Origin of the sequence: Comamonas flocculans, from assembly GCF_007954405.1 — a bacterium.
Lineage (GTDB): Bacteria > Pseudomonadota > Gammaproteobacteria > Burkholderiales > Burkholderiaceae_C > Comamonas_C > Comamonas_C flocculans.
Genome location: NZ_CP042344.1, coordinates 1,321,996 through 1,343,100 on the forward strand (window position 1 = coordinate 1,321,996; position 21,105 = coordinate 1,343,100).

Genomic DNA, 21,105 nt, shown 5'->3' on the forward strand with positions numbered 1-21,105 from the left:
GCAAAGGGTTCAGAAAAAGGTGGCGCGCACGCGAAACAGCTCTTCCACCTGCCGCACCAGGCGCTTGCGCGGCAGGAAGAAGACCACGTGGTCGTTGCTCTCGAGCACGGTGTGGCTGCGCGGGATGATGATCTCGGGCTCGGCCGCAGGCGGGGCGCGCGGGGCCTCGTCGTCGGCGGGCGGCAGAGCCTCGGGGTCGGGCAGGCCGCGCACGATCAGGCCGATGTGCACCTCGGGCGGCAGCGACAGGTCCTGCACGCGCCGCCCGACCACGCGCGAGGTCTTGCGGTCGCCGCGCACCACCACCTCCAGCGCCTCGGCCACGCCGCGGCGCAGGCTGTGCACTGCCTGCACGTCGCCGCGGCGCACGTAGGTGAGCAACTCGCCCAGGATGGTCTGCGTGGGCGAGAGCGCGATGTCGATCTGCGTGCCGTGCATCAGGTCGGCGTAGGTGTCGCGGTTGATCAGCGCCAGCACGCGGCGCGCGCCCATGCGCTTGGCCAGCAGGCTGGCCATGATGTTGTTCTCGTCGTCGTCGGACAGCGAGAGGAAGAGGTCGGTCTCCTGCACGCCCTCCTCCTCCAGCAGCGACTCATCCGAGGCTTCGCCGTGCAGCACCAGCACGCCCTCGGGCACGCGCGCGGCCAGCTGCTCGCAGCGCTCGGCGTCCTCTTCGATGATCTTGATGTGAAAGCGCCCCTGCTGGCTCGCCAGCTCCTGCGCCAGGCGCTCGCCCACGCTGGAGGCGCCGGCCACCATCAGGCGGCGCACAGGCTGGGCCGGCTGGTCCTGGCGCCGGTGCAGCGCGGCCAGCACCCGCGCGATGCGCTGGCGCCCGGCGAGCACGAAGACCTCGTCGCCGGGCTCGATCAAGGTGTCGCCACCGCAGGGCACGAAACGGTCGGGCCCTTCGGTAAAGCGCCGGTAGATGGCAACGATGCGCATGGCCACCTCGGGCATCTGCTCGCGCAGCGTCTTGATCTGCACGCCCACGGCGGGCGCACCCATGCGCGCGCGCGCCGACACCAGGCAGGCGCGCCCGCCGGCGAATTCGCGCACCTGCAGCGCCTCGGGGTATTGCACCAGCAGGCCGATGTAGCGCGTGAGCAGGTCTTCGGGGCAGAGGATATGGTCCACCGCGAAGCCCTCCTTGGACAGCAGCGCGCTGCCGTCCTCGTAGGCGTGGGCGCGCACCCGGGCGATGCGCGTGGGGATGTTGAACAGCATCCAGGCGAGCTTGCAGCACACCAGGTTGACCTCGTCCTGCGCCGCGCAGGCGATGAGCAGGTCGGTGTCGCGCGCGCCGGCTTCGGCCAGCACCAGCGGGTCGGTGCCGCTGCCCACCACCCCGCGCAAGTCCAGGCGCTGCTGCAGCTCGCGCAGGCCGTCGGCGTCGTGGTCCACCACGGTGATGTCGTTCTTCTCCGACACCAGACTTTCGGCCACGCCCGCGCCCACACGGCCGGCCCCGACGATGAGGATCTTCATGCCCGGCGGCGCTAGCTGCGCACCTCGCCCTCGCCCAGCACCACCCACTTGAGCGAGGTCAGGCCCGCGATGCCCACCGGCCCGCGCGCGTGGAACTTGTCGGTGCTGATGCCGATTTCCGCGCCCAGGCCGTACTCGAAACCATCGGCAAAGCGCGTGCTGGTGTTGACCATGCAGCTGGCCGAATCGACCTCGCGCACGAAGCGCCGGGCGTGGCGCTGGTCGGTGGTGAGGATGGCGTCGGTGTGGTGGCTGCCGTAACGGTTGATCCAGGCGATCGCTTCATCGAGCCCCGCGACGACCTTCACGCTGATGATGGGCGCAAGGTACTCCTCGGACCAGTCCGACTCCTGGGCGGGCTGCAGAAATTCTTCTACATTGATAGCTGCAAGCGCTTGTCCTGCAAGCGTTTTCGGCAGTTTTTCCTTCAATATCTGCAAGGCCTCGGCATCGCAGCGCATCTGCACGCCCCTGGTCGCGAACACCGCGGCCATGCGCGGCAGAAAGTCCTGCGCCACACCGCGCGCAACGAGCAGGCTCTCGGTGGCGTTGCAGGGGCTGAATTTCTGCGTCTTGGCGTTGTCCACCACCTTCACTGCCAGGTCCAGGTCGCAGGGCTCGTCCACATAGCTGTGGCAATTGCCGTCCAGGTGCTTGATGACGGGCACCCGCGCTTCGGCGCTGATGCGCTCTATCAGCCCCTTGCCGCCGCGCGGTATCACCAGATCCACGTACTGCGCCATGGCGATGAGGCGGCCGACGGCCGCGCGGTCGGTGGTCTGCACCAGTTGCACGCCGTGTCCGGGCAGGCCGGCTTCCTGCAGGGCACGCACCACCAGCTCGGCCAGCGCGCGGTTGGAGTGGATGGCCTCCGAGCCGCCGCGCAGGATGGCGGCGTTGCCGCTCTTGATCGACAGGCTCGCCGCCTCGATGGTCACGTTGGGGCGGCTTTCATAGACCATGCAGAACACGCCGATGGGCACGCGCATCTGGCCCACGCGGATGCCGCTTTCCTGCTGCGTCATGCCGATGATTTCGCCAATGATGTCGGGCATGGCCGCGAGCTGCTCGCAGCCCAGCGCGCAGGTCTCTATCACCTTGGGCGTGAGGCGCAGGCGGTCCAGCAGGGGTGCGGCCAGGCCCGCGGCCTCGGCGGCGGCCAGGTCTTGCGCATTGGCCCGGGCCAGCGGCTCGCCGCTTTCGCGCAGCAGCCGCGCCAGTGTGCGCAATGCCTTGTTTTTGATAGCTGCCGACGCAGATGCCATAAGGGCTGCAGCCGCTTTTGCCTGCAAACCCAGCGTCTCGGTGTATTCGGCGATGTTCAGGGCGTTCATGGGGCAGATTCTGGCGCAAGAGCGGCGCTGCAAGGGCGCGGGCTCAAAGCGCGACGCTTTGGCCATGCTCGGGCAGCTCGGCGCGCCAACCCAATTCGGCATGTATGCGTGCCTGCAGCGCCTGCGCGGCCTGCGGCTCGCCATGCACCACGTACACGGTCTGCGGCGCGCCCGGCATGCGCGAGAGCCAGGCCAGGGTCTGCGCACCGTCGGCATGCGCCGAGGCGCTGCCGAGCTGCACCACTTCGGCGCGGATCGCCACATCGCGCCCGAGCATGCGCACGTTGGCCTCACCGGCCGCGATGCGCGCACCGCGCGTGCCGCCCGCCTGGTGGCCGGTGAGGATGACCATGTTGCGGTGCTCGCCCGCATGCAGCGCCAGGTGGTGCAGCACGCGTCCGCCCGTGGCCATGCCGCTGGCCGAGAGGATGACGCGCGGCCCGTGCAGGCCGGCCAGCGCCTTCGATTCCTCCACGCTGCGCACCAGCGTCGTGCCGCGTGCCATGGCGACGAGTTGCTCCTGCCCCAGCCGGTGCGCATCGCGGTGGCGGCCGAACAGCTCGGTCGCATCCAGCGCCATGGGGCTGTCCAGATACACCGGCAGCCCCTTGGGTACCCGGCCCTGCTGCTTGAGCTGGGCAATCGCGTGCAGCAGCAGTTGCGCCCGCCCGACGGCAAACACCGGCACCACGGCGACGCCGCCGCGCGCGGCCAGGCGCGCGAGCGCCGGAGCCAGCTCGTCGAGCACGTTCGTGCCCGGGTGGCTGCGGTCGCCGTAGGTGGATTCGACCAGCACCACGTCGGCCTCGGGCGGTGGCTCGGGCGCATGCATCAACAGGTCGTCGGGCCGCCCCAGGTCGCCGGAAAACAGCACGCGCCGCCCGCCCACCTCCAGCAGGATGCTGGCCGCGCCCAGGATGTGGCCCGCGCCGCGCAGCTCGGCACGCCAGCCGGGCAGCGGCGCAAACGGCGCATGCCAGGGCTGGGCGCGCAGCAGGCGCAGGCTGTGCAGCGCGTCCTGGCGGGTGTAGAGCGGCAGCGCCGGCGCATGCCTGCTCAGGCGGTGGCGGTTCAGGAAGGCGGCGTCTTCCTCCTGCAGGTGGCCGCTGTCGGGCAGCAGGATGGCGCACAGGTCGCGCGTGGCCTCGGTGCAATGCACGGCGCCCGCGAAGCCGCCGCGCGCCAGCAGCGGCAGATAGCCCGAATGGTCCAGGTGTGCATGGGTGAGCAGCACCGCATCGATGGCGGCGCTCGCCACCGGCAGCGGCTGCCAGTTGCGCTCGCGCAGCAGCTTGTAGCCCTGGAACAGCCCGCAATCGACCAGCAGCGCCTGGCCGCCGTGGCGCACCAGGTATTTGGAGCCGGTGACGGTGCCGGCGCCGCCCAGAAAGGCAAGCGAAACGCCCACGTCCGCGCCTACCCGCCTCAGGCCGGCTGCAGCGCCGCCTGCGCCGTGCGCTCGCGCGCCAGCACCGCCTGCGGGTTCAGGCTGCGGATGGCCACCCGCGTGTCCGGCGGTATGCCACCCGCCAGCTGCAGCGCCAGATAGCGCCCGCAGCACACGCGCAGGAAGGAGGTGAAGTTGTCCACCGCGCCGCGCTCCTGCACCAGCTCGTCGTAGAGCCGGGTGCACAGCTGCGGCACGGACAGGCCGTCGCGCCCGGCGATCTCTTCGAGCACCTGCCAGAAGAAGTTCTCCAGCCGCAGGCTGGTGGCCACCCCATGCAGGCGCACCGAGCGCGCGCGGCTGTCGTAGAGCTGCGGGTCGGCGCTGATGAAAATCTGGCACATCGCGATGTCTCCGGGTCACGGGCTTGCGGCGCATTGTGCACGCGCCGCAAGCCCCTCTCCCAACCTCTCCCCAAAGGGGCGAGGAGCCAACCCGGCCCCATCTCGCTCCCTTTCCACAAAGGGGCGAGGGCGAAATGCCGCGCCGGTTGTGCTCCCTCTCCCTCCCGGAGAGGGCGGGGGTGAGGGCTGGTCCGCCGTCTCAGAGCTCGATGCGCGTGCCCAGCAGCTTCAGGAACTGCGCGATCCACGCCGGGTGCGCGGGCCAGGCCGGGGCCGAGACCAGGTTGCCATCGGTGACCGCCTGATCGACGGCGATGTCGGCATAGGTGCCGCCGGCCAGCTCCACCTCGGCGCGGCACGCCGGGTAGGCCGAACAGGTGCGCCCCTTGAGGACGCCCGCGCCGGCCAGCAGCTGCGCGCCGTGGCAGATCGAGGCCACCGGCTTGCCGGCGTCGAAGAAGTGGCGCACCAGCGCCACCACCGCCGGATAGGTGCGCAGGTATTCCGGCCCGCGCCCGCCGGGCACCACCAGCGCGTCGTAGTCCTGCGCGCGCACCTGGTCGAAGCTGGCGTTCAGCGTGAAGTTGTGGCCCGGCTTTTCACTGTAGGTCTGCGCGCCCTCGAAGTCGTGGATCGCCGTCTTGACCTGCTGGCCGGCCTTCTTGTCCGGGCACACCGCGTCCACCTGGTGGCCCACGGCCAGCAACGCCTGGAAGGGCACCATGGTTTCGTAGTCTTCGCCATAGTCGCCGCAGACCATCAGTATCTTCTTCGCCGCCATCGCTCGTCTCCCTGGGTTTTCAGCAAAAGCCCATTGTTGGTGCGCTGCGGGCGCGGCGGGTGTTACTCCCTTACTACATGGCGCAGGCGCTCAGGCGGCCAGGCCAAAGCGCTGGCGCAGCCCGGCAAGCAAGGCCTCGTCCCCCAGCTGCTGGCGCGCGCGCAGCACCTCTTCGGCGTCCGCGCCCACCACGTAGCGCACCTGGGCGCTGCCGTCGGTCGCGGCGCCGTACAGGGCGCGGGCCAGCGCCTCGGGGGTCGACGCCGCGCCGCCGCCCGCGCGGTTGGCGGCAAACACCGCCTGCACGCTGGCGATGGCGGGCGCATACGGCCCGCCGTCGCCCTCCCAGGTGCGCGCCAGCGAGCGCCCGGAAAAGTCGGTATCCACCGCGCCCGGCGCAAACACCTTCACGCGGATGCCCAGGGGCGCAAGCTCGTGGCTGAGCGATTCGGAAAACCCGACCACCGCGTACTTGGAGGCCGCATACAGCGAATACAGCGGCATCGCCACCAGGCCCGAGAGCGAGGCGATGTTGATGACCACCCCGCTGCCCTGCATGCGCATGCCGGGCAGCACCGCGCGGGTGACGGCGAACACGCCTTCGACATTGGTCGCGAACTGGCGCCGCACGAGCTCGGGCGTGGCGGTCTCGAACGGCCCGAACAGGCCGTAGCCGGCGTTGTTGATCAGCACGTCGATGCGGCCAAAGCGCTGCTGCGCCTGAGCGACGGCCGCATCGACCGAGGCCGCGCCGGTCACATCGAGCGCGAACGCCTCGACACGGCCCGCGCCCGGCTCGAAATGCGCCTTGGCCGGATCGCGCAGCGTCGCCGCCACGTTCCAGCCCTGCGCGGCAAAGTGGCGCACCGCGGCGGCGCCTATGCCCGAGGAACAGCCGGTGATGAAAACGGTGGATGGCATGCGCGGCTCCTCTTGGCAAAGCGTTCACGCTAACGCCAAGCGGCGCCAGCGTTGTATCCGAATGTCTGGCCACCCGAAACGATGTGAACCCGCGATACAAGTAGCTCAACGTGCCCAAGCCCGGCAGCCCCGACGCTGCGACCGGATGTCTGCCCCGGTACCGTTGCCAATGCGTCCGAAAAAACTGACACGCAGCAAGAGGGCGGCGCTTGTTGGCAATACCCAAATGGAGATAATTGTCGGCATGCACGAACCAGGCATCAAACCACTGGAATGGATCGCTTCAAGCAAGAAAGACCTGATGGCGATGCCCCGCGAGGTGCAAGACACTTTCGGATATGCCTTGCATCTGGCCCAGACGGGTGACAAGGCTGATGCCGCCAAGGTGCTCAAGGGCTTTGGCGGGGCGGGCGTGCTGGAGGTGGTGGAAAGCGATGAAGGCGGCACGTACCGCGCCGTGTACACGGTCAAGTTCGCCGAGGCGGTCTTTGTGCTGCACTGCTTTCAGAAAAAGTCCAGGCGCGGCACGGCTACGCCCAAGGAAGACATGGACATGGTTCATGCCCGGTTGAAGGTGGCCGAGGCGATAGCACGGGAGTTGGAACATGAAAAAGCGAATCGTTGAAGGTATCGAGGTAGAGCGCGGCTCGGGCAATGTCTATGCCGACCTGGGCTTGCCGGGGGCCGATGAGATGCTGGTGAAGGCCAGGCTGGTAACGAAGATCCGGGAGATCATCAAGGCGCACGGCTGGACTCAGCAAGAGGCCGCGCAGGTGCTGGGCATGCCGCAGCCCAAGTTGTCGAACATGCTGCGCGGGCAGTTCCGGGGCATCAGCGAGGCCAAGCTGATGGCGTGCCTGGCCCGTTTGGGGCGCAGAGTCCAGATCGTGATCGGCCCTGATCCGCAAGTAGAGACGACGGGGGTTGTTGAAGTGATATTTGCCTGAATGTGGCGCCAGACAAGCGCGAACAGCTATCGAAACAATGTTTCCGACATGACCCCTGCCGACTTCATCGCCCAATGGGGTCCGGGCGGCGCCAGCGCCCACCTGAACGAGGAGCAGGGCGCGCAAAGCCACTTCCTCGGCCTGTGCGAGCTGCTGGGCGTGCCCAAGCCCGGCAGCCCCGAGGTAGCGGACGAATACCTGTTCGAGCGCCGCTCGCGCGTGATCGGCGAGGCGCGCGGCTATGCCGACGTGTATTACCGCGACCACTTCGCGTGGGAGAACAAGGCCCCGGGCAAGAACCTGGACGCCGCGCTGCGCCAGCTCTTGCAATACAGCCTGGCGCTCAGCAACCCGCCGCTGCTCGTCGTCTGCGACCGGCTCGTCATCCGCATCCACACCCAGTTCACCGGCCACCCGAGCGAGACGCACACCATCCGCATCGAAGAGCTGGCCGACCCCGCCGTGCGCGAGCTGCTGCGCCGCGTCTGGAGCGACCCCGAGAGCTTTCGCCCGCGGCTGACCAGCCGCGACATCACCGAGGAAGCCGCGCGCAGCTTTGCCACCCTGGCCGAGCAGTTGCGCGCGCGCGGCCACGGCGCCGATGCCGTCGCGCACTTCCTCACGCAATGCCTGTTCTGCTTCTTTGCCGAAGACGTGGGGCTGCTGCCCGCGCGCATGTTCGAGCGCCTGGTGGGCAACCGCCAGCTCACCAGCGAGCGGCTCACGCAGGGGCTGGCCAGCCTGTTCACCACCATGCAGACCGGCGGCCTGTACGGCGCCGACGACATCCCCTGGTTCAACGGCGGGCTGTTCGCGCGCATCGACGTGCCCAAGCTCGAAATCGTTGACATCACCGAGCTGCGCAAGGCCGCCAGCCTGAACTGGAGCGCGATCGACGTCAGCATCTTCGGCACGCTGTTCGAACGCGGGCTCGACCCCGCCAAGCGCAGCCAGCTCGGCGCGCATTACACCGACCCGGCGACGATCGCGCGCATCACCGAACCCGTCATCACCCGCCCACTACTACAAGAATGGGCGCTGGTGGCGCAAGACCTGAGCCAGCTTGCGGCCAAAATCAGGAAGAACGGCGACGCTGCGTACAAGAAGACGCACCAGCGCTTCGTGCAATGGCTGGAGCGCCTGCGGGCGTATCGCATCCTCGACCCGGCCTGCGGCAGCGGCAACTTCCTCTTCATGGGCCTCAAGGCCCTCAAGGACGTGGAACTGCACGCCATCACCGAGGCCGCGCGCCTGGGGCTCGATCGCGAGCAAGACCTGGTGACCGGCGTGCACAACCTGTTGGGCATCGAGCTGAACGACTACGCGGCCGAGCTCGCCCGCGTGAGCGTCTGGATCGGCGAAATCCAGTGGCGCATCGCCCACGGCTACGGCGCCAAGACCAACCCGGTGCTGGAGCCGCTTGAGCAAATCGAATGCCGCGACGCGCTGCTGACTTGGCCCCTTCCCCCTCTGGGGGAAGGCCGGGATGGGGGCCAGCCCACCCCCATCGAAGCCGCCTGGCCGCGCGCTGACGTGGTGGTGGGCAATCCGCCGTTTCTGGGGGACCGAAAGATGATCCGGGAGCTGGGCGAGGCCTACACCTTCGCGCTGCGCAAGACCTACGAAGGCCGCGTTCCGGGCGGCGCCGACCTCGTGTGCTACTGGTTTGAAAAAGCGCGCGCGGCCATGGCCGGGCAAGCACTGAACGCGGCTGGTTTCGTGGCCACCAATTCCATCCGGGGCGGCGCCAACCGCAAGGTGCTCGACGCCATCGTGCGGGATAGCCGCATCTTCGAAGCGTGGAGCGACGAGCCATGGGTGAACGAAGGCGCAGCGGTGCGCGTGTCGCTGGTGGCATTCGGCCACTTCAGCCAAGCCGCGACCTTGAACGGCGATCAGGTCCCAGCGATCGCTTCAGACTTGACGAACCTGAGCCACCCCGAAAGCGACCTCACGCACGCCACGCGCTTGCGCGAGAACGCCGACGCCTCATTCATCGGCACGCAAAAAAACGGACCATTCGATGTACCGGGCGATGTCGCGCGCGCGTGGCTGGCCTTGCCCAATCCGCATGGGCAATCCAACGCCATCGTCGTTCGCCCGTGGGCCAACGGCCTCGATATCACAAGGCGCCCGCAAGACCGTTGGGTGATCGACTTTGGCGTGGACATGCCGCAAGACCAGGCGGCGTTGTTTGAAACGCCGTTTCAACACGTGCTGACGCACGTCAAGCCCACCCGCGTGAACGTCAGGCGAGACTGGCACCGGACGAACTGGTGGTTGTTCGGCGACTCTCGCCCCGGGCTGCGCAAGCTGGCCGCGAACATCGAGCGCTTGATCGTCACGCCCATGGTCGCCAAGCACCGCCTGTTCGCGTGGCTGCCCGCGTGCCAAATTCCAGAGAACCTTTGCGTCGCCATCGCCCGCGCCGACGACACCACCTTCGGCATCCTGCACAGCCGCATGCACGAGCTCTGGTCGCTGCGCATGGGCACCTCGTTGGAAGACCGCCCGCGCTACACCCCCACCACCTGCTTTGAAACCTTCCCCTTCCCCGTCGGCCTCGCGCCCGCAGACACCGCCCACCAGCGCACCGAGCCCATCGAAGGCGGCGCGCTGATCCCCGCCGACCTGCCTGAAGTTCCTTTCGAGAATTTCAAGCCAAATCAGCCTCCAGCCCTTGCCAGTCAAGCGCAACCAGCTATCAATTCAAAATCACCCGCAACCGCCCCGGCGACGCTGCGCGAACACGCCTGCGCCATCGCCTGCGCCGCGCACCGGCTCGACGCGCTGCGCAGAAACTGGCTCAACCCGCCCGAATGGACTCAGGGCCTGCCCGAGGTGGTGCCGCTGGGCATGAGCACCTCGCCCTACCCCGACCGCATGGCGCCGCGCCCCGGCCTCTCTGAAGCCGACGCCAAGGCGCTCAAGGCGCGCACGCTGACGAAGCTCTACAACCTGCGCCCCGCCTGGCTCGCGCAGGCGCACGCGCAACTCGATGCTGCCGTGGCCGCCGTCTACGGCTGGACGGACTGGCGCAACGACATGCCTGACGAGGACATCCTGCGCCGACTGCTGGCGCTGAACCGGCAGCGCACCCAAACCGAAAGTGCGCCATGACCCGCCCCCGCCCCGCAACGCCTTCCGAAATCGGAGACGGCGAAGACCATCAGGTTGATGTGCACGATCCGCAGGTGCCACCCGCGCTGCGCCGCGACGTGCTGGCGATGATGCAGCCGGGCGATACGCTGTGGCGCTGCCCGCGCCTGGGGGCCCGGCGTGGAGGCTTCGGGTTTTTTGGCACTGCTCGGCAGGACGTGGTGATCGAGTGGTGGTTGCTGGACGCCCAGGGCGAGCTGATCGAGGCGTTCTGGGAAGAATCCTGAGCCCAAACCCGGCGGTTGACCGGCAGGTGGCGTTCAGCCCCAGGCCGCGCGCAGCCGCCGCGTCGCCGCCGCCACATCCGGCTGGCCGCAGATGGCCGATACCACCGCCACGCCCGCCGCGCCGCAGCGGCGCACCTGCGCCACGCGGCCGATGTCGATACCGCCAATCGCCACGCAGGGCCAGGGGCTGGCGCGGGCGATGTCGGCCAGAACTTCGGGGCCGCCGGCGGGCGCCGCATCGGGCTTGGTCTGCTGCGCCCAGACCGGGCCCACGCCCAGGTAGTCCAGCGTGCCTGCGGGCAGCGCCAACGCGGCCTGCAAGTGGGCCGGTGTCTGCACCGACAGGCCGAGCCAGCGCGCAGGGCCGATCAGGCGGCGCGCCTGCACCGCACCCATGTCCCCCTGGCCCACGTGCGCGCCATCGGCACCGATCTCGGCCACCAGGTGCACGCGGTCATTCACGATCAGCGGCACGCCGCTGCCTGCCAGCACCTGCGCCAGCGCGCGCCCGAGCGCGACGAATTCGGCATCGCTGCCGTGCGGCTCGCGCAGCTGCACCAGCGTCGCGCCCGCCGCGACGGCCTCGGCCACGGTACGCGCGACGCCGTGGGCGCCGCACAGGCCAGTGTCGGTGATGAGGTACAGCCGCAGGTCGAGCGGCGCGCGCGCCGGTGCGGTCATGCGAGCTTCAGGCGCGCGGCCAGCGCCTCGGGCGTGAGCGCATGCAGCTCGTCGAGCAGCGCCACGGCAAAACTGCCCGGGCCGTGGCTGGACTGCGCCGCCCCGTCCGCCGCCACGGTCAGCAGCGCGGTGGCTGCCGCAGCCGCCAGCAGCGCATCGCCCGTGACGCCCGCAAACGCCGCCATCAACGCACCCAGCGCACAGCCCGCGCCGGTCACGCGCGTGAGGAGCGGGTGGCCATTGGCGATGCGCACCAGCCGCTGGCCATCGGTGATCTGGTCGACGGCGCCGCTCACCGCCACCACGCAGGCGTGCGTGCGCGCGAGCATCACGGCGGCATCGACCGCCTGGTCGGCTGCGGCGGTGGATTCCACGCCCTTGCCGCCCTGGCCGCCGGCGAGCGCCAGGATTTCCGAGCCGTTGCCACGCACAACGGCCGGGTGGTGCGCGCCCAACAGCTCCAGCGCGATGGAGGTGCGCCAGGGCACGGCGCCCGCGGCCACGGGGTCGAGCACCCAGGGCACGCCTGCGCCCTCTGCCCCGCGCACCGCCGCGCGCATGGCTTGTGCGGTCTCCTCGTACGGCGTGCCCAGGTTGACCAGCACGCCGGCGCTGATCGCGGCAAAGCCCTCGGCCTCGCGCGCGTTGTCCACCATGGCAGGGGCGCAGCCAGCCGCCAGCAGCGCGTTGGCGGTGAAGTTGGCGACGACGATGTTGGTCAGGCACTGCACCAGCGGCGCGCGCTCGCGCAGGGCGTGCAAGGCATCGGCAAACTGCCGCGGCTGCAGGGAATCGAAAGACGGGGAGGGGCTCATGAGGACGTTCCTACGCCAGGATGATCTGGATCAGGTTCAACGGGTGTGCTCTCAGCACGGACCAGCTCCGTGCACCCCGCGTCAAAGGGGCGATCTTAGTGCAGTGTGCTTCGGCGCAGTGCGCGGTCAGACACCCGCTTCCAGCAGCGCGGCCAATTGCCCGAGCGCCTGCCCCACCGGCTGGCGCAGCTTCAGTGCCAGCAATTCATCGGCACGCGTGCGCCCCAGATTGACCGCGGCAAGGGGCTTGCCCCATTCGGCGGCGGCCCGGGCGAAGCGATAGCCGGAAAACACCATGAGGGAGGAACCGGCGACGAGCAGCGCGTCGGCCTCGCGCAGCGCGGCCATCGCTGCCTGCACCCGCTCGCGCGGCACGCTTTCACCAAAGAACACCACGTCGGGCTTGAGCACGCCGCTGCCGCAGGCCGGGCAGGCGGGCACCACGAAGCTGGAAAAGTCCAGTCCCTCCAGACAGGCGTCGCCGTCGGGGGCGCTACGCACGTCGGGTGGCAGGTGCGCCGGCAACCAGCCGCGATTGGCGGACTGCAGCCGAGCCTGGAAATCCGCACGGGCCAGCGTGTGGCCGCAGGTCAGACAGCGCACCGCGTCCAGCCGGCCATGCAGGTCAATGACCCGTCGGCTGCCAGCCGCCTGGTGCAGGCCGTCCACGTTCTGCGTGACCAGCAGAGCCACCCGCCCCGCCGCCTCCAGCTGCGCCAGCGCCACGTGCGCGGGGCCGGGGCGGCTGGCGGCGATGCGCGGCCAGCCGACCAGGGAGCGCGCCCAGTAGCGCTGACGCGCCGCCGCCTCGCGCGTGAAGGCCTGGAAACTCATGGGCGCGGGACGCTTCCATTGGCCCTGCAGATCGCGGTAGTCGGGGATGCCGCTTTCGGTGCTGCAGCCGGCTCCGGTCAGCACCACGAGGCGCGGATGGCGCCGCAGCAGTGCGGCCAGCGCCTGCACGTCGTCGGACATCGCCGAGGCGGCGCGCTCAGCGCGCGCCCTGCCCCTGGGCCGGCGCGTACTGGCGCGCCCATTCCAGAAAGGCGTCCAGCGGCATCGGGCGCGCCCAGTGGTAGCCCTGCTGCAGCGCGCAGCCCAGGCGCTGCAGCTCGCACGCCTGCTCGGCGGTTTCCACCCCTTCGCCTATCACCTCGCAATGGAAGGCCTGCGCCAGGCCGATGATGCTCTGCACGATGGTCATGTCGTCGGGGTCGCTGAGCATGTCGCGGATGAAGCTCTGGTCGATCTTGAGCGCGTCCATGGGCAGGCGGCGCAGGTAGGTCAGCGACGAATAGCCGGTGCCGAAGTCGTCCAGCGCCACGCGCATGCCCTTGGCGCGCAGGCGCGTGAGCTCGGCCGAGACGTGCTCGATGTTGTAGAGCGCGGCGCTTTCGATGATCTCCAGCTCGATCAGCGAAGCATCCACCTGCGGATAGCGCTCCAGGCACTGCAGCACCCACTGTGCAAAGCCTTCGTGCTGCAGGTACTGGGCGGAGATGTTCACGCTCAGCGCCAGCGGCCAGCCGGCGGCCTGCAGGCGGCCGATGCAGCGCAGGGCCTCGTCGAAGACCCAGCGATCGAAGGCGATCTCCAGCGCGCTGCCGGCCAGTGCGGGCAGGAAGGCGGCCGGCGAGAGCACGCCGTCCTGCGGATGGTTCCAGCGGATCAGGCATTCGGCGCCGACGATCTGGCGCGTGCCCACGTGCACCTTGGGTTGCAGATAGAGCGCGAACTCGCGCCGCTGCAGCGCCTGCTCCAAGTGCTGCAGCCGCGCCTGCTGCTCCTGCTGGTCGCGCGCGTGCAGCGCGTCGAAGCTGCAAAAACGGTTGCGCCCGGCCTGCTTGGCCTGGTACATGGCCTGGTCGGCGTGGCGCAGCAGGGTGTCGGCGTCGGCGTCGGGCGTGTCCAGCGGGTACAGCGTGTAGCCCATGCTGGCGGTGACGCGCACCTGGTGCACGCCGAGCATGTAGGGGCGACACAGCCGCTGCATCAGCTGGCGCAGCTTGCGTTCGCAGTCGCCGCGGCTGTTCAGGCCGGGCAACAGGATGATGAATTCATCGCCCCCCAGACGCGCGGTGCGGTCGCCGCTGCGCAGCGCAGCGCCCAGGCGCCGCGCCACGCCCACCAGCAGCTGGTCGCCGACGTCGTGGCCCAGCGTGTCGTTGACCGGCTTGAAGCGGTCCAGGTCCAGGTAGACCACGCCCAGCAGGGAGCCGCTGCGCCGCGCCAGCGCCATTTCCTCCTGCAGGTGCTGGGCCAGCTTGAGCCGGTTGGGCAGCTGCGTGAGCACGTCGTAGTGCGCCAGGTGGCGCAGCTGCTCCTGCTGCTCGAGCTGCTGCGTCACGTCCAGGCTCACGCCCAGCATGCGCAGGCCGGGGCCCTGGCCGTCGGGCCGCACGATCTTGCCCAGATTGCGTATCCAGCGCACCGCGCCGCTGCCCAGCACCACGCGCCAGGTCTGGTCGAAGGGCTGCGTCGGGTGTTCGCCATGGGCCTGCGCCGCCTGCTCTATGGCTTGCAGGTCGGCCTCGGTGATGCCGCTGCTGCAGGCCGGCCAGGCCCAGGGGCCGCGCCCCGGCGCAAGGCCGTGCATGGCGCGCCAGCGCTCATCGCCGGTGATCTGGCCGCTGACCAGGTCCCAGTCCCACAGACCCAGTGCCGCGGCCGAGACGGTCAGTGACAGCAGCTCCTCGCGCTCGCGGATGCGCTTTTCGTTGCGGATGCGCTCGGTCACGTCGTGCGCGGAGAACAGCCAGCAGGGCTCCCCGTGGTAGTCGAGCTCGCGTATCGACTGCACCACGGTGCGCTGCTGGCCGCCGCGGATGTAGAGCTTGATCTCGTGGTTGTCCAGCTGGCCCTTGGCATCGATGGCGGCGATCATGCGCGCGCGGTCCTCGGGGTCGTACAGGCCCATCTCGATCGCGCTCAGGCCGCTGGTCTCTTCCTGGTGGATGCCGGTCATCGCCTCCCAGGCGGGGTTGACCAGCAGGTATTTGTTGTCGCTGCGCCGCGAGATGCCCATGGGCAGCGGCACCATGCGAAAGATGTGCGAGAGATGGCGTTCGGACTCGCGCAGCTGTTCTTCGCGCCGACGCGCCTCATCGATGTCCTGCAGGATGCCGCGCAGGCAGCGCACGCGCCCGTTTTCCAGCGCCGGCTCGGCGGCCACCAGCACCCACAACAGGCGCCCGTCGGCGCGCAGGATCTGCAGCGGCATGGACCATGACGCCCCCGCACGCAGGCCGCTCAGCAGGCGCGCACGCAGCTCGGCGCGCCAGGGCGGCGCCACATGGGTGTCGATGAGCCCGGCATCGACCGGGCTGCCCGGCGCCAGGCCCAGCAGGGTATTGCAGGTGTCGGTCCAGAGCGTGACACCCCGGCCCGTGGTGATCTCCCAAACGCCCAGGCCCGCCATGCGCCCGGCCTGCTGCAGCAGCGCGAGCAGCGCCTGCCTGCGACCACCGCGCGCTGGCGCGTCGGGGCCGTCGTCGGCAGGCGGCGGCAACGGTGCATCGCTCATGGCTGCTCAGGATACCAACGACCGCCGGCGTTTGCCAGAGCACAAACACCGACCGGAGGCCATCGCCCGCGCCAGGCGGCGCACTAGCCCCTGGCGGCCTCGCCCTGCGCCACTCGGGCGAGCTGCTGCGCCAGGCGCGCCAGCGCGAGCCAGGGGTCGGAAGGCCAGTCGGGTATCTTCAAACCCTTGACGATGCCGTCCACGCGGTGCGCGGACATCAAGAGCTGCGCCAGGCGCCGCGCGCTCAGTCGCGGCAGCAGGCGCTCGTACAGGCGCTCCTTCTTGCCCCAGACGCGCGCCTCGCGCAGCGCGGCGCCCAGGGGGCGGCCGGCGTCGATGGCGGCGCGCACCCGCGCAAGCTGGCGGATGTCCTCGGCCAGCGCCCAGTGCACCAGCACCTCGGCCTCGCCTTCGGCGCGCAGGCCGTCGAGCATGCGCTGCACCCGCCCCACCTGCCCGGCGAGCACCGCTTCGGCAAGCTGGAACACGTCGTAGCGCGCGACGTTGAGCACGGCGGATTCGACCTGTCCGGCCGAAAGTTCGCCCGGCGGATACAGCAGTGCGAGCTTCTGGATTTCCTGGTGCGCCGCCAGCAGATTGCCCTCGACGCGGTCGGCGAAGAATTGCAGCGTGTGCTGGCCCTCGCTGCCGGCCGCCACGCGCTGGCCCTGGACGGCCAGGCGCTCGGCGATCCAGCGCGGCAGCTGCTCGCGCGCGATGGGCTCGATGGCGATGCCGACGCCGGCGGCTTCCAGCGCGCTGAACCAGGCGCTGGTGCGCGTGGCCTTGTCCAGGCGCGGCAGGCTGATCAGGGTGAGCGTGCTGTCGTTGCCCTGCGCGGCGGCAGCGATCTGTTGCAACGCGGCCGATCCGTCCTTGCCCGGCTTGCCGCCGGGAATGCGCAGCTCGATAACCTGCTTGTCGGCAAACAGGCTCAAGCTGCCGCCCGCCGCAAGCACCGCACCCCAATCGAAGTGCGCACCGCTCACGGTGAAGCTGCTGCGCTCGGCATAGCCCTGCGCGCGTGCGGCGGTGCGGATCGCATCCTGCGCCTCTTGCTGCAGCAAGGGCTCGTCGCCATGCAGCAGGTACAGGGGTTTGAGGCCCTTTTGCAGGTGGGCGTCAAGCTGGTTCAGGGCAAGCTGCATGGCGCGCCCCCGGCTAGCGCGGCGCCTTCACCGCCGCCAGGCGGCGCACGATCTGCTGCACCAGGTCCATCTGCATGTTGCGGTAAAGCAGCGCCTCTTCCGATTCCTTGGCGAGCGAGACGGATTCGCTGTAGCTCACGTCCTCGGTGCGCGCCAGGCGCGTGTCGCCTATCCACACGCCGCCGCGCTGGTCCCGAAGCCGAAAATGGACCGACAGCCCCAGCTGCAGCTCGCGCACCTGGCCGGCCGTGGTCATGCCGACCACGGTGCGGCTGCGCTGCTCGCCAAAGAGTTCCAGCACCACTTCGGCCTGGGCCTGCTGCCCGGGGTCGGTATGCAGCAGCAGGCCCCCGCCCGCGCCCTGCAGCGTGCGGATCAGCGGCTGGTTCAGCGAGGTGCCGCCGGGCGCGAGGTAGAGCGAGGAGAAGGCGAACTCGGGCGCGCCGCGCAGGTGAAAGCCGCAGCCGGCCAGCGGCGCGGCGGCGAGCAGGACAAGCAGGGTGCGGCGCTGGGGCATGGCGCTCAGACGACGATGTTCACCAGGCGCCCGGGCACGACGATGAGCTTTTTCGGCGCCGCGCCCAGGGTAAATTTCTGCGCCTCGGGGCTGGCCAGCGCCACCTGCTCGATGGTCGCCTTGTCGGCCGTGGCGCTGACCTGGATGGCGCCGCGCAGCTTGCCGTTGACCTGCAGCATGAGCTCGATCTCGTCCTGCCTGAGGGCGTCCTCGTCCACCTGCGGCCAGGGCGCGTCCAGCAGCTCGCCGAGCACGCCGGCGTAGCCCAGCTCCTGCCAGAGCACATGGGTGATGTGCGGCGTGGCCGGGTAGAGCACGCGCAGCAGGATGCCGTAGCCCTCGATCAGCGCCACCTGGGCGCCCGCATCCTCCAGCGCCTTGAAGCCTTCGAGCGCGTTGAGCATCTTCATCGCGCCCGAGACCACGGTGTTGTACTGCATGCGCTGGTAGTCGTAGTCCACCTGCTTGAGCACGCCGTGGATCTCCAGCCGCAAGGCCTTTGCCGCCTTGCCGAATTTCACATCTTTTAGTGCTGTAGCCCCCGCCACGCTTGCGATGGCAGCTTGCATGTCCATGGCAACGAGCTTGCTGCCGAAACCCCAGACGCGGCGCAGGAAACGGCTGCTGCCCTCCACCGCCGAGTCGTTCCACTCCAGCGTGAGCTCGGGCGGCGAGGTAAACATGGTGTACAGCCGCGCGGTGTCGGCACCGTACTTCTCGATCAGGTCCTGCGGATCGACGCCGTTGTTCTTGGACTTGGACATGGTGCCCACGCCCTCGTAATCGATGGCGGTGCCCACGGGCAGCAGGCCATCGCCACTGTCTGCCGGGTTCTTCAACTTGGCACCGACGATCTTGCCGGCCTCGTCGAACACGTGCTCCACGTCCTTGGGCCAGAAATAGTCCTTGCCGCCCTTGGCGTTGCGCCGGCTGTAGATATGGTTCAAGACCATGCCCTGGGTGAGCAGGCGGGTGAAGGGCTCGTCGACCTTGACCAGGCCCAGGTCACGCATCACCTTGGTCCAGAAACGCGCGTACAGCAGGTGCAGGATGGCGTGTTCGATGCCGCCGATGTACTGGTCCATCGGCATCCAGTACCGCGCGCCGTCCGCCACCATGGCCTGGTCGTTCTTCGGGTCGCAGTAGCGCATGAAGTACCAGGAGCTGTCCACGAAGGTGTCCATGGTGTCGGTCTCGCGCCGGGCCGGCTTGCCGCAGCAGGGGCAGGCCACCTTGAGGAAGGCTTCGCACTTGTTCAAGGGATTGCCGCTGCCATCGGGTACCAGGCCTTCGGGCAGCACCACCGGCAAGTCCTTCTCGGGCACCGGCACCACGCCGCAGGATGCGCAATGGATGATGGGAATCGGCGTGCCCCAATAGCGCTGGCGCGAGATGCCCCAGTCGCGCAGGCGCCAGGTGGTCTTCTTCTCGCCCAGGCCTTTTCCCGCCAGCAGCGCGGCGACCCTGTCCACCGCCTGCGCGTGGCTCAAACCGTCGAGCACGCCGGAGTTGACGCAGTGCGCGCGCGCCTTGTCGCCGTACCAGTCCTGCCAGCCATCGAGCGAAAAGGCCTCGCCCTCGACCGCCACCACCTGCCGGATCGGCAGCTTGTATTTCTTGGCAAAGGCGAAGTCGCGCTCGTCGTGCGCCGGCACGCCCATCACCGCGCCGTCGCCGTAGCCCATCAAGACGTAGTTGCCGACCCAGACCGCGACCGCCTCGCCGGTGAGCGGGTGCGTGACCGTGAGGCCCGTGGGCATGCCCTCTTTTTCCTTCAGCGCCAGTTCGGCCTCGGTGGTGCCGCCTTCCTTGCAGTGCTGGATGAATTCGGCGAGCCTGGGGTTGCCGCTGGCGGCATGTGCGGCCAGCGGGTGCTCGGGCGCGACGGCGCAGAAGGTCACGCCCATGATGGTGTCGGCACGGGTGGTGAAGACGTACATCTTCCCGCCCTGGATCAGCTCGCCATCCGCGCCCTGGATGTCGTGCGTGAAGGCAAAGCGCACGCCGCTGGACTTGCCTATCCAGTTCTCCTGCATCAGCCGCACCTTGTCGGGCCAGCCGGTCAACGTCGCCCTGTCGCCGCCGGGCTGCACGTGGTCGAGCAGCTCCTGCGCGTAGTCGGTGATCTTCAGGTAGTAGCCCGGGATCTCGCGCTTTTCCACCAGCGCGCCGGTGCGCCAGCCGCGCCCGTCGATCACCTGCTCGTTGGCCAGCACGGTCTGGTCCACCGGGTCCCAGTTGACCACCTGCGTCTTGCGGTAGGCGATGCCTTTTTCCAGCATCTTCAGGAACAGCCACTGGTTCCACCTGTAGTACGCGGGGTCGCAGGTAGCGACCTCGCGGCTCCAGTCGATCGCCAGGCCCATGGCCTGCATCTGGCCCTTCATGGTCGCGATGTTGTCCCAGGTCCACTGGGCAGGCGGCACCTTGTTTTTCAGCGCCGCGTTCTCGGCGGGCAGGCCGAACGCATCCCAGCCCATCGGCATGAGCACGTTGTAGCCGCGCATGCGCAGGCTGCGCGTGAGCATGTCGTTGATGGTGTAGTTGCGCACGTGCCCCATGTGCAGCTTGCCGCTGGGGTAGGGCAGCATGGAGCAGGCGTAGAACTTCTGCTTGCGCTCGTCCTCGGTGACGCGGTAGGCGTCGGTGGCTGTCCAGTGGGCGTGCGCGGCGCGCTCCACGGCGGCGGGATCGTATCGGTCTTGCATGAAAGCTGGGAAGGGGCCAAGCGCCGCGCGCGGGCGCGCGCAGGTCGCGAACCGGCCATTTTAGGACGTGTGCGCGCCGCAGCCGCCCGGGAGGCGAATATCTAAAATAATAGCTACCTACGCTTGCATACAAAGGATTTCAGGTATTTTTATATCTGAAATCCAATGCCTGCATGCGGTACCAGCTCTGTTTTTCATATGTTCTCGCCCTGTTTGAAGACCACGCGCCCGATGGGCACACAGTCCGGCCCGGCACAGGCCTTGCGCGGATAGCGCGCCTGGTCGAGGTTGTCCGCCACCAGCCACCAGCCGTCGCCGTCGCGTTGCACGCGGCGCACCAGCACCTCGCCGTAGAAATTGATGGCAAACACCTGGCCATCGCGCAGTGTGGTCTCGGCGGTGTCCAGCACGAAGACATCGCCCACGTGCAGGGCCGGCTCCATCCCTGCAGCCGCCATGCGCAGCGCCAGCAGCCGCGTAGGCCGGTAGCCCCGCCGCGCCAGCCAGTGGCGATGCAGGGACAGCGGTGCGTCTTCGTCGCTCTCGTCGGGCACCACGGTATAGCCAGCGATACCCGTGCGCACCCGCAGCTGCACTGGATAGAGCTGATACACCTCAGGCCCCGCGCCATAGTCGTAGGCCGGCGCCGCGTCCTCTTGCGCGTGCGCGAGCGCCGGTGAAAACCAGCCGCGCATGCCGCGCAGGGATTCGATGCGGCGCACCGTCTTGTCCGAGATGGCGCGCCGACCGAGCAGCATCTGGCGCACGAAGGCGCCGCCCCGATACCCCAGCAGCCGGCCGAAAGACGCCACATTGCCTTCGGCCAGCTTGTTTACCGCATCGGCCAAGCGCATACGGCGCGATTCCTGAATCTGGCTCTCGTCCATCGAGGCAACGTAGCATGCGGCATTTCTCCATTTGCTATCATGCGATGGTAGCAATTGCTAACAGATCATGCCCGCGATCTCTGGCTTCCCGGACCGTCCCGGCCTTCGCGCGGGCGCGCATGGATGTCCGCGCGCCGTGCATGCACGCCAGCGGACCCGCAGGGCGGCGCAATGCTGA

General features: G+C 69.0%; 18 protein-coding genes and 1 riboswitch. Of the genes, 4 read left to right on the plus strand and 14 right to left on the minus strand.

Annotated elements, in window-relative coordinates; translation table 11 throughout:
- Positions 1-9: 9 nt before the first annotated feature.
- The 6 genes from trkA to FOZ74_RS06455 form a co-directional block, all read right to left on the minus strand.
- The gene (gene trkA, locus FOZ74_RS06430; RefSeq protein WP_146912280.1) at positions 10-1,488 is read right to left on the minus strand and encodes a Trk system potassium transporter TrkA; all 1,479 of its coding nucleotides are present in this window, start codon (positions 1,486-1,488) and stop codon (positions 10-12) included.
- A gap of 11 nt (positions 1,489-1,499) precedes the next feature.
- A complete protein-coding gene (locus FOZ74_RS06435) occupies positions 1,500-2,822 on the minus strand; it encodes a glutamate-5-semialdehyde dehydrogenase (protein ID WP_255437811.1) in 1,323 nt (440 codons plus the stop codon).
- A gap of 43 nt (positions 2,823-2,865) precedes the next feature.
- Positions 2,866-4,230: an MBL fold metallo-hydrolase RNA specificity domain-containing protein gene (locus FOZ74_RS06440; RefSeq protein WP_146912282.1), complete on the minus strand. Its 1,365-nt coding sequence runs from the start codon at positions 4,228-4,230 to the stop codon at positions 2,866-2,868.
- 17 nt (positions 4,231-4,247) lie between these two features.
- The gene (locus tag FOZ74_RS06445; RefSeq protein ID WP_146912283.1) at positions 4,248-4,613 is read right to left on the minus strand and encodes a ribbon-helix-helix domain-containing protein; all 366 of its coding nucleotides are present in this window, start codon (positions 4,611-4,613) and stop codon (positions 4,248-4,250) included.
- A gap of 199 nt (positions 4,614-4,812) precedes the next feature.
- Complete coding sequence (locus FOZ74_RS06450) at positions 4,813-5,394, minus strand: DJ-1/PfpI family protein (protein ID WP_146912284.1); 582 nt, start codon at positions 5,392-5,394, stop codon at positions 4,813-4,815.
- A 90-nt stretch (positions 5,395-5,484) separates the two neighbouring features.
- Positions 5,485-6,315 (minus strand): SDR family oxidoreductase, encoded by an 831-nt coding sequence (locus FOZ74_RS06455; protein WP_146912285.1) that lies wholly within the window; start codon positions 6,313-6,315, stop codon positions 5,485-5,487.
- Positions 6,316-6,559: 244 nt separating this feature from the next.
- Here FOZ74_RS06455 and FOZ74_RS06460 point away from each other — a divergent pair, with 244 nt between their 5' ends.
- The 4 genes from FOZ74_RS06460 to FOZ74_RS06475 are packed head-to-tail and all read left to right on the plus strand — an operon-like array spanning position 6,560 to position 10,648.
- On the plus strand, positions 6,560-6,940 hold the full coding sequence (locus FOZ74_RS06460; protein WP_146914107.1) for a type II toxin-antitoxin system RelE/ParE family toxin: 381 nt from the start codon (positions 6,560-6,562) through the stop codon (positions 6,938-6,940).
- Complete coding sequence (locus tag FOZ74_RS06465; RefSeq protein WP_146912286.1) at positions 6,921-7,262, plus strand: helix-turn-helix domain-containing protein; 342 nt, start codon at positions 6,921-6,923, stop codon at positions 7,260-7,262. The genes FOZ74_RS06460 and FOZ74_RS06465 overlap by 20 nt, the downstream gene beginning before the upstream one ends.
- 48 nt (positions 7,263-7,310) lie before the next feature.
- A complete protein-coding gene (locus tag FOZ74_RS16295; RefSeq protein WP_146912287.1) occupies positions 7,311-10,382 on the plus strand; it encodes a class I SAM-dependent DNA methyltransferase in 3,072 nt (1,023 codons plus the stop codon).
- Complete coding sequence (locus tag FOZ74_RS06475) at positions 10,379-10,648, plus strand: hypothetical protein (protein ID WP_146912288.1); 270 nt, start codon at positions 10,379-10,381, stop codon at positions 10,646-10,648. The genes FOZ74_RS16295 and FOZ74_RS06475 overlap by 4 nt, the downstream gene beginning before the upstream one ends.
- A gap of 33 nt (positions 10,649-10,681) precedes the next feature.
- On the opposite strand, the gene thiE is transcribed toward FOZ74_RS06475, so the two are convergent.
- The 8 genes from thiE to FOZ74_RS06515 all read right to left on the minus strand — a co-directional run bounded on the left by thiE (position 10,682) and on the right by FOZ74_RS06515 (position 20,894).
- Positions 10,682-11,329, minus strand: a complete 648-nt coding sequence (gene thiE, locus FOZ74_RS06480) for a thiamine phosphate synthase (RefSeq protein WP_146912289.1) — start codon at positions 11,327-11,329, stop codon at positions 10,682-10,684.
- The gene (gene thiM / locus FOZ74_RS06485; RefSeq protein WP_146912290.1) at positions 11,326-12,144 is read right to left on the minus strand and encodes a hydroxyethylthiazole kinase; all 819 of its coding nucleotides are present in this window, start codon (positions 12,142-12,144) and stop codon (positions 11,326-11,328) included. Before thiM ends, thiE begins: the two co-directional genes overlap by 4 nt.
- Positions 12,135-12,233: riboswitch (TPP riboswitch) on the minus strand. Its footprint overlaps the gene before it by 10 nt.
- A gap of 37 nt (positions 12,234-12,270) precedes the next feature.
- Positions 12,271-13,119, minus strand: coding sequence for an NAD-dependent protein deacetylase (locus FOZ74_RS06490; protein WP_146912291.1), 849 nt, complete (start codon positions 13,117-13,119; stop codon positions 12,271-12,273).
- Positions 13,120-13,135: 16 nt separating this feature from the next.
- Positions 13,136-15,667: a sensor domain-containing protein gene (locus tag FOZ74_RS06495; RefSeq protein WP_146912292.1), complete on the minus strand. Its 2,532-nt coding sequence runs from the start codon at positions 15,665-15,667 to the stop codon at positions 13,136-13,138.
- A gap of 83 nt (positions 15,668-15,750) precedes the next feature.
- Entirely contained in the window at positions 15,751-16,815 is a 1,065-nt protein-coding gene (gene holA, locus FOZ74_RS06500) for a DNA polymerase III subunit delta (RefSeq protein ID WP_146912293.1), read from the minus strand.
- Positions 16,816-16,828: 13 nt separating this feature from the next.
- Entirely contained in the window at positions 16,829-17,332 is a 504-nt protein-coding gene (locus FOZ74_RS06505; RefSeq protein ID WP_146912294.1) for an LPS-assembly lipoprotein LptE, read from the minus strand.
- A gap of 5 nt (positions 17,333-17,337) precedes the next feature.
- The gene (leuS, locus tag FOZ74_RS06510) at positions 17,338-20,040 is read right to left on the minus strand and encodes a leucine--tRNA ligase (RefSeq protein ID WP_146912295.1); all 2,703 of its coding nucleotides are present in this window, start codon (positions 20,038-20,040) and stop codon (positions 17,338-17,340) included.
- 194 nt (positions 20,041-20,234) lie between these two features.
- Complete coding sequence (locus FOZ74_RS06515; protein WP_255437812.1) at positions 20,235-20,894, minus strand: S24 family peptidase; 660 nt, start codon at positions 20,892-20,894, stop codon at positions 20,235-20,237.
- Positions 20,895-21,105: the final 211 nt, after the last annotated feature.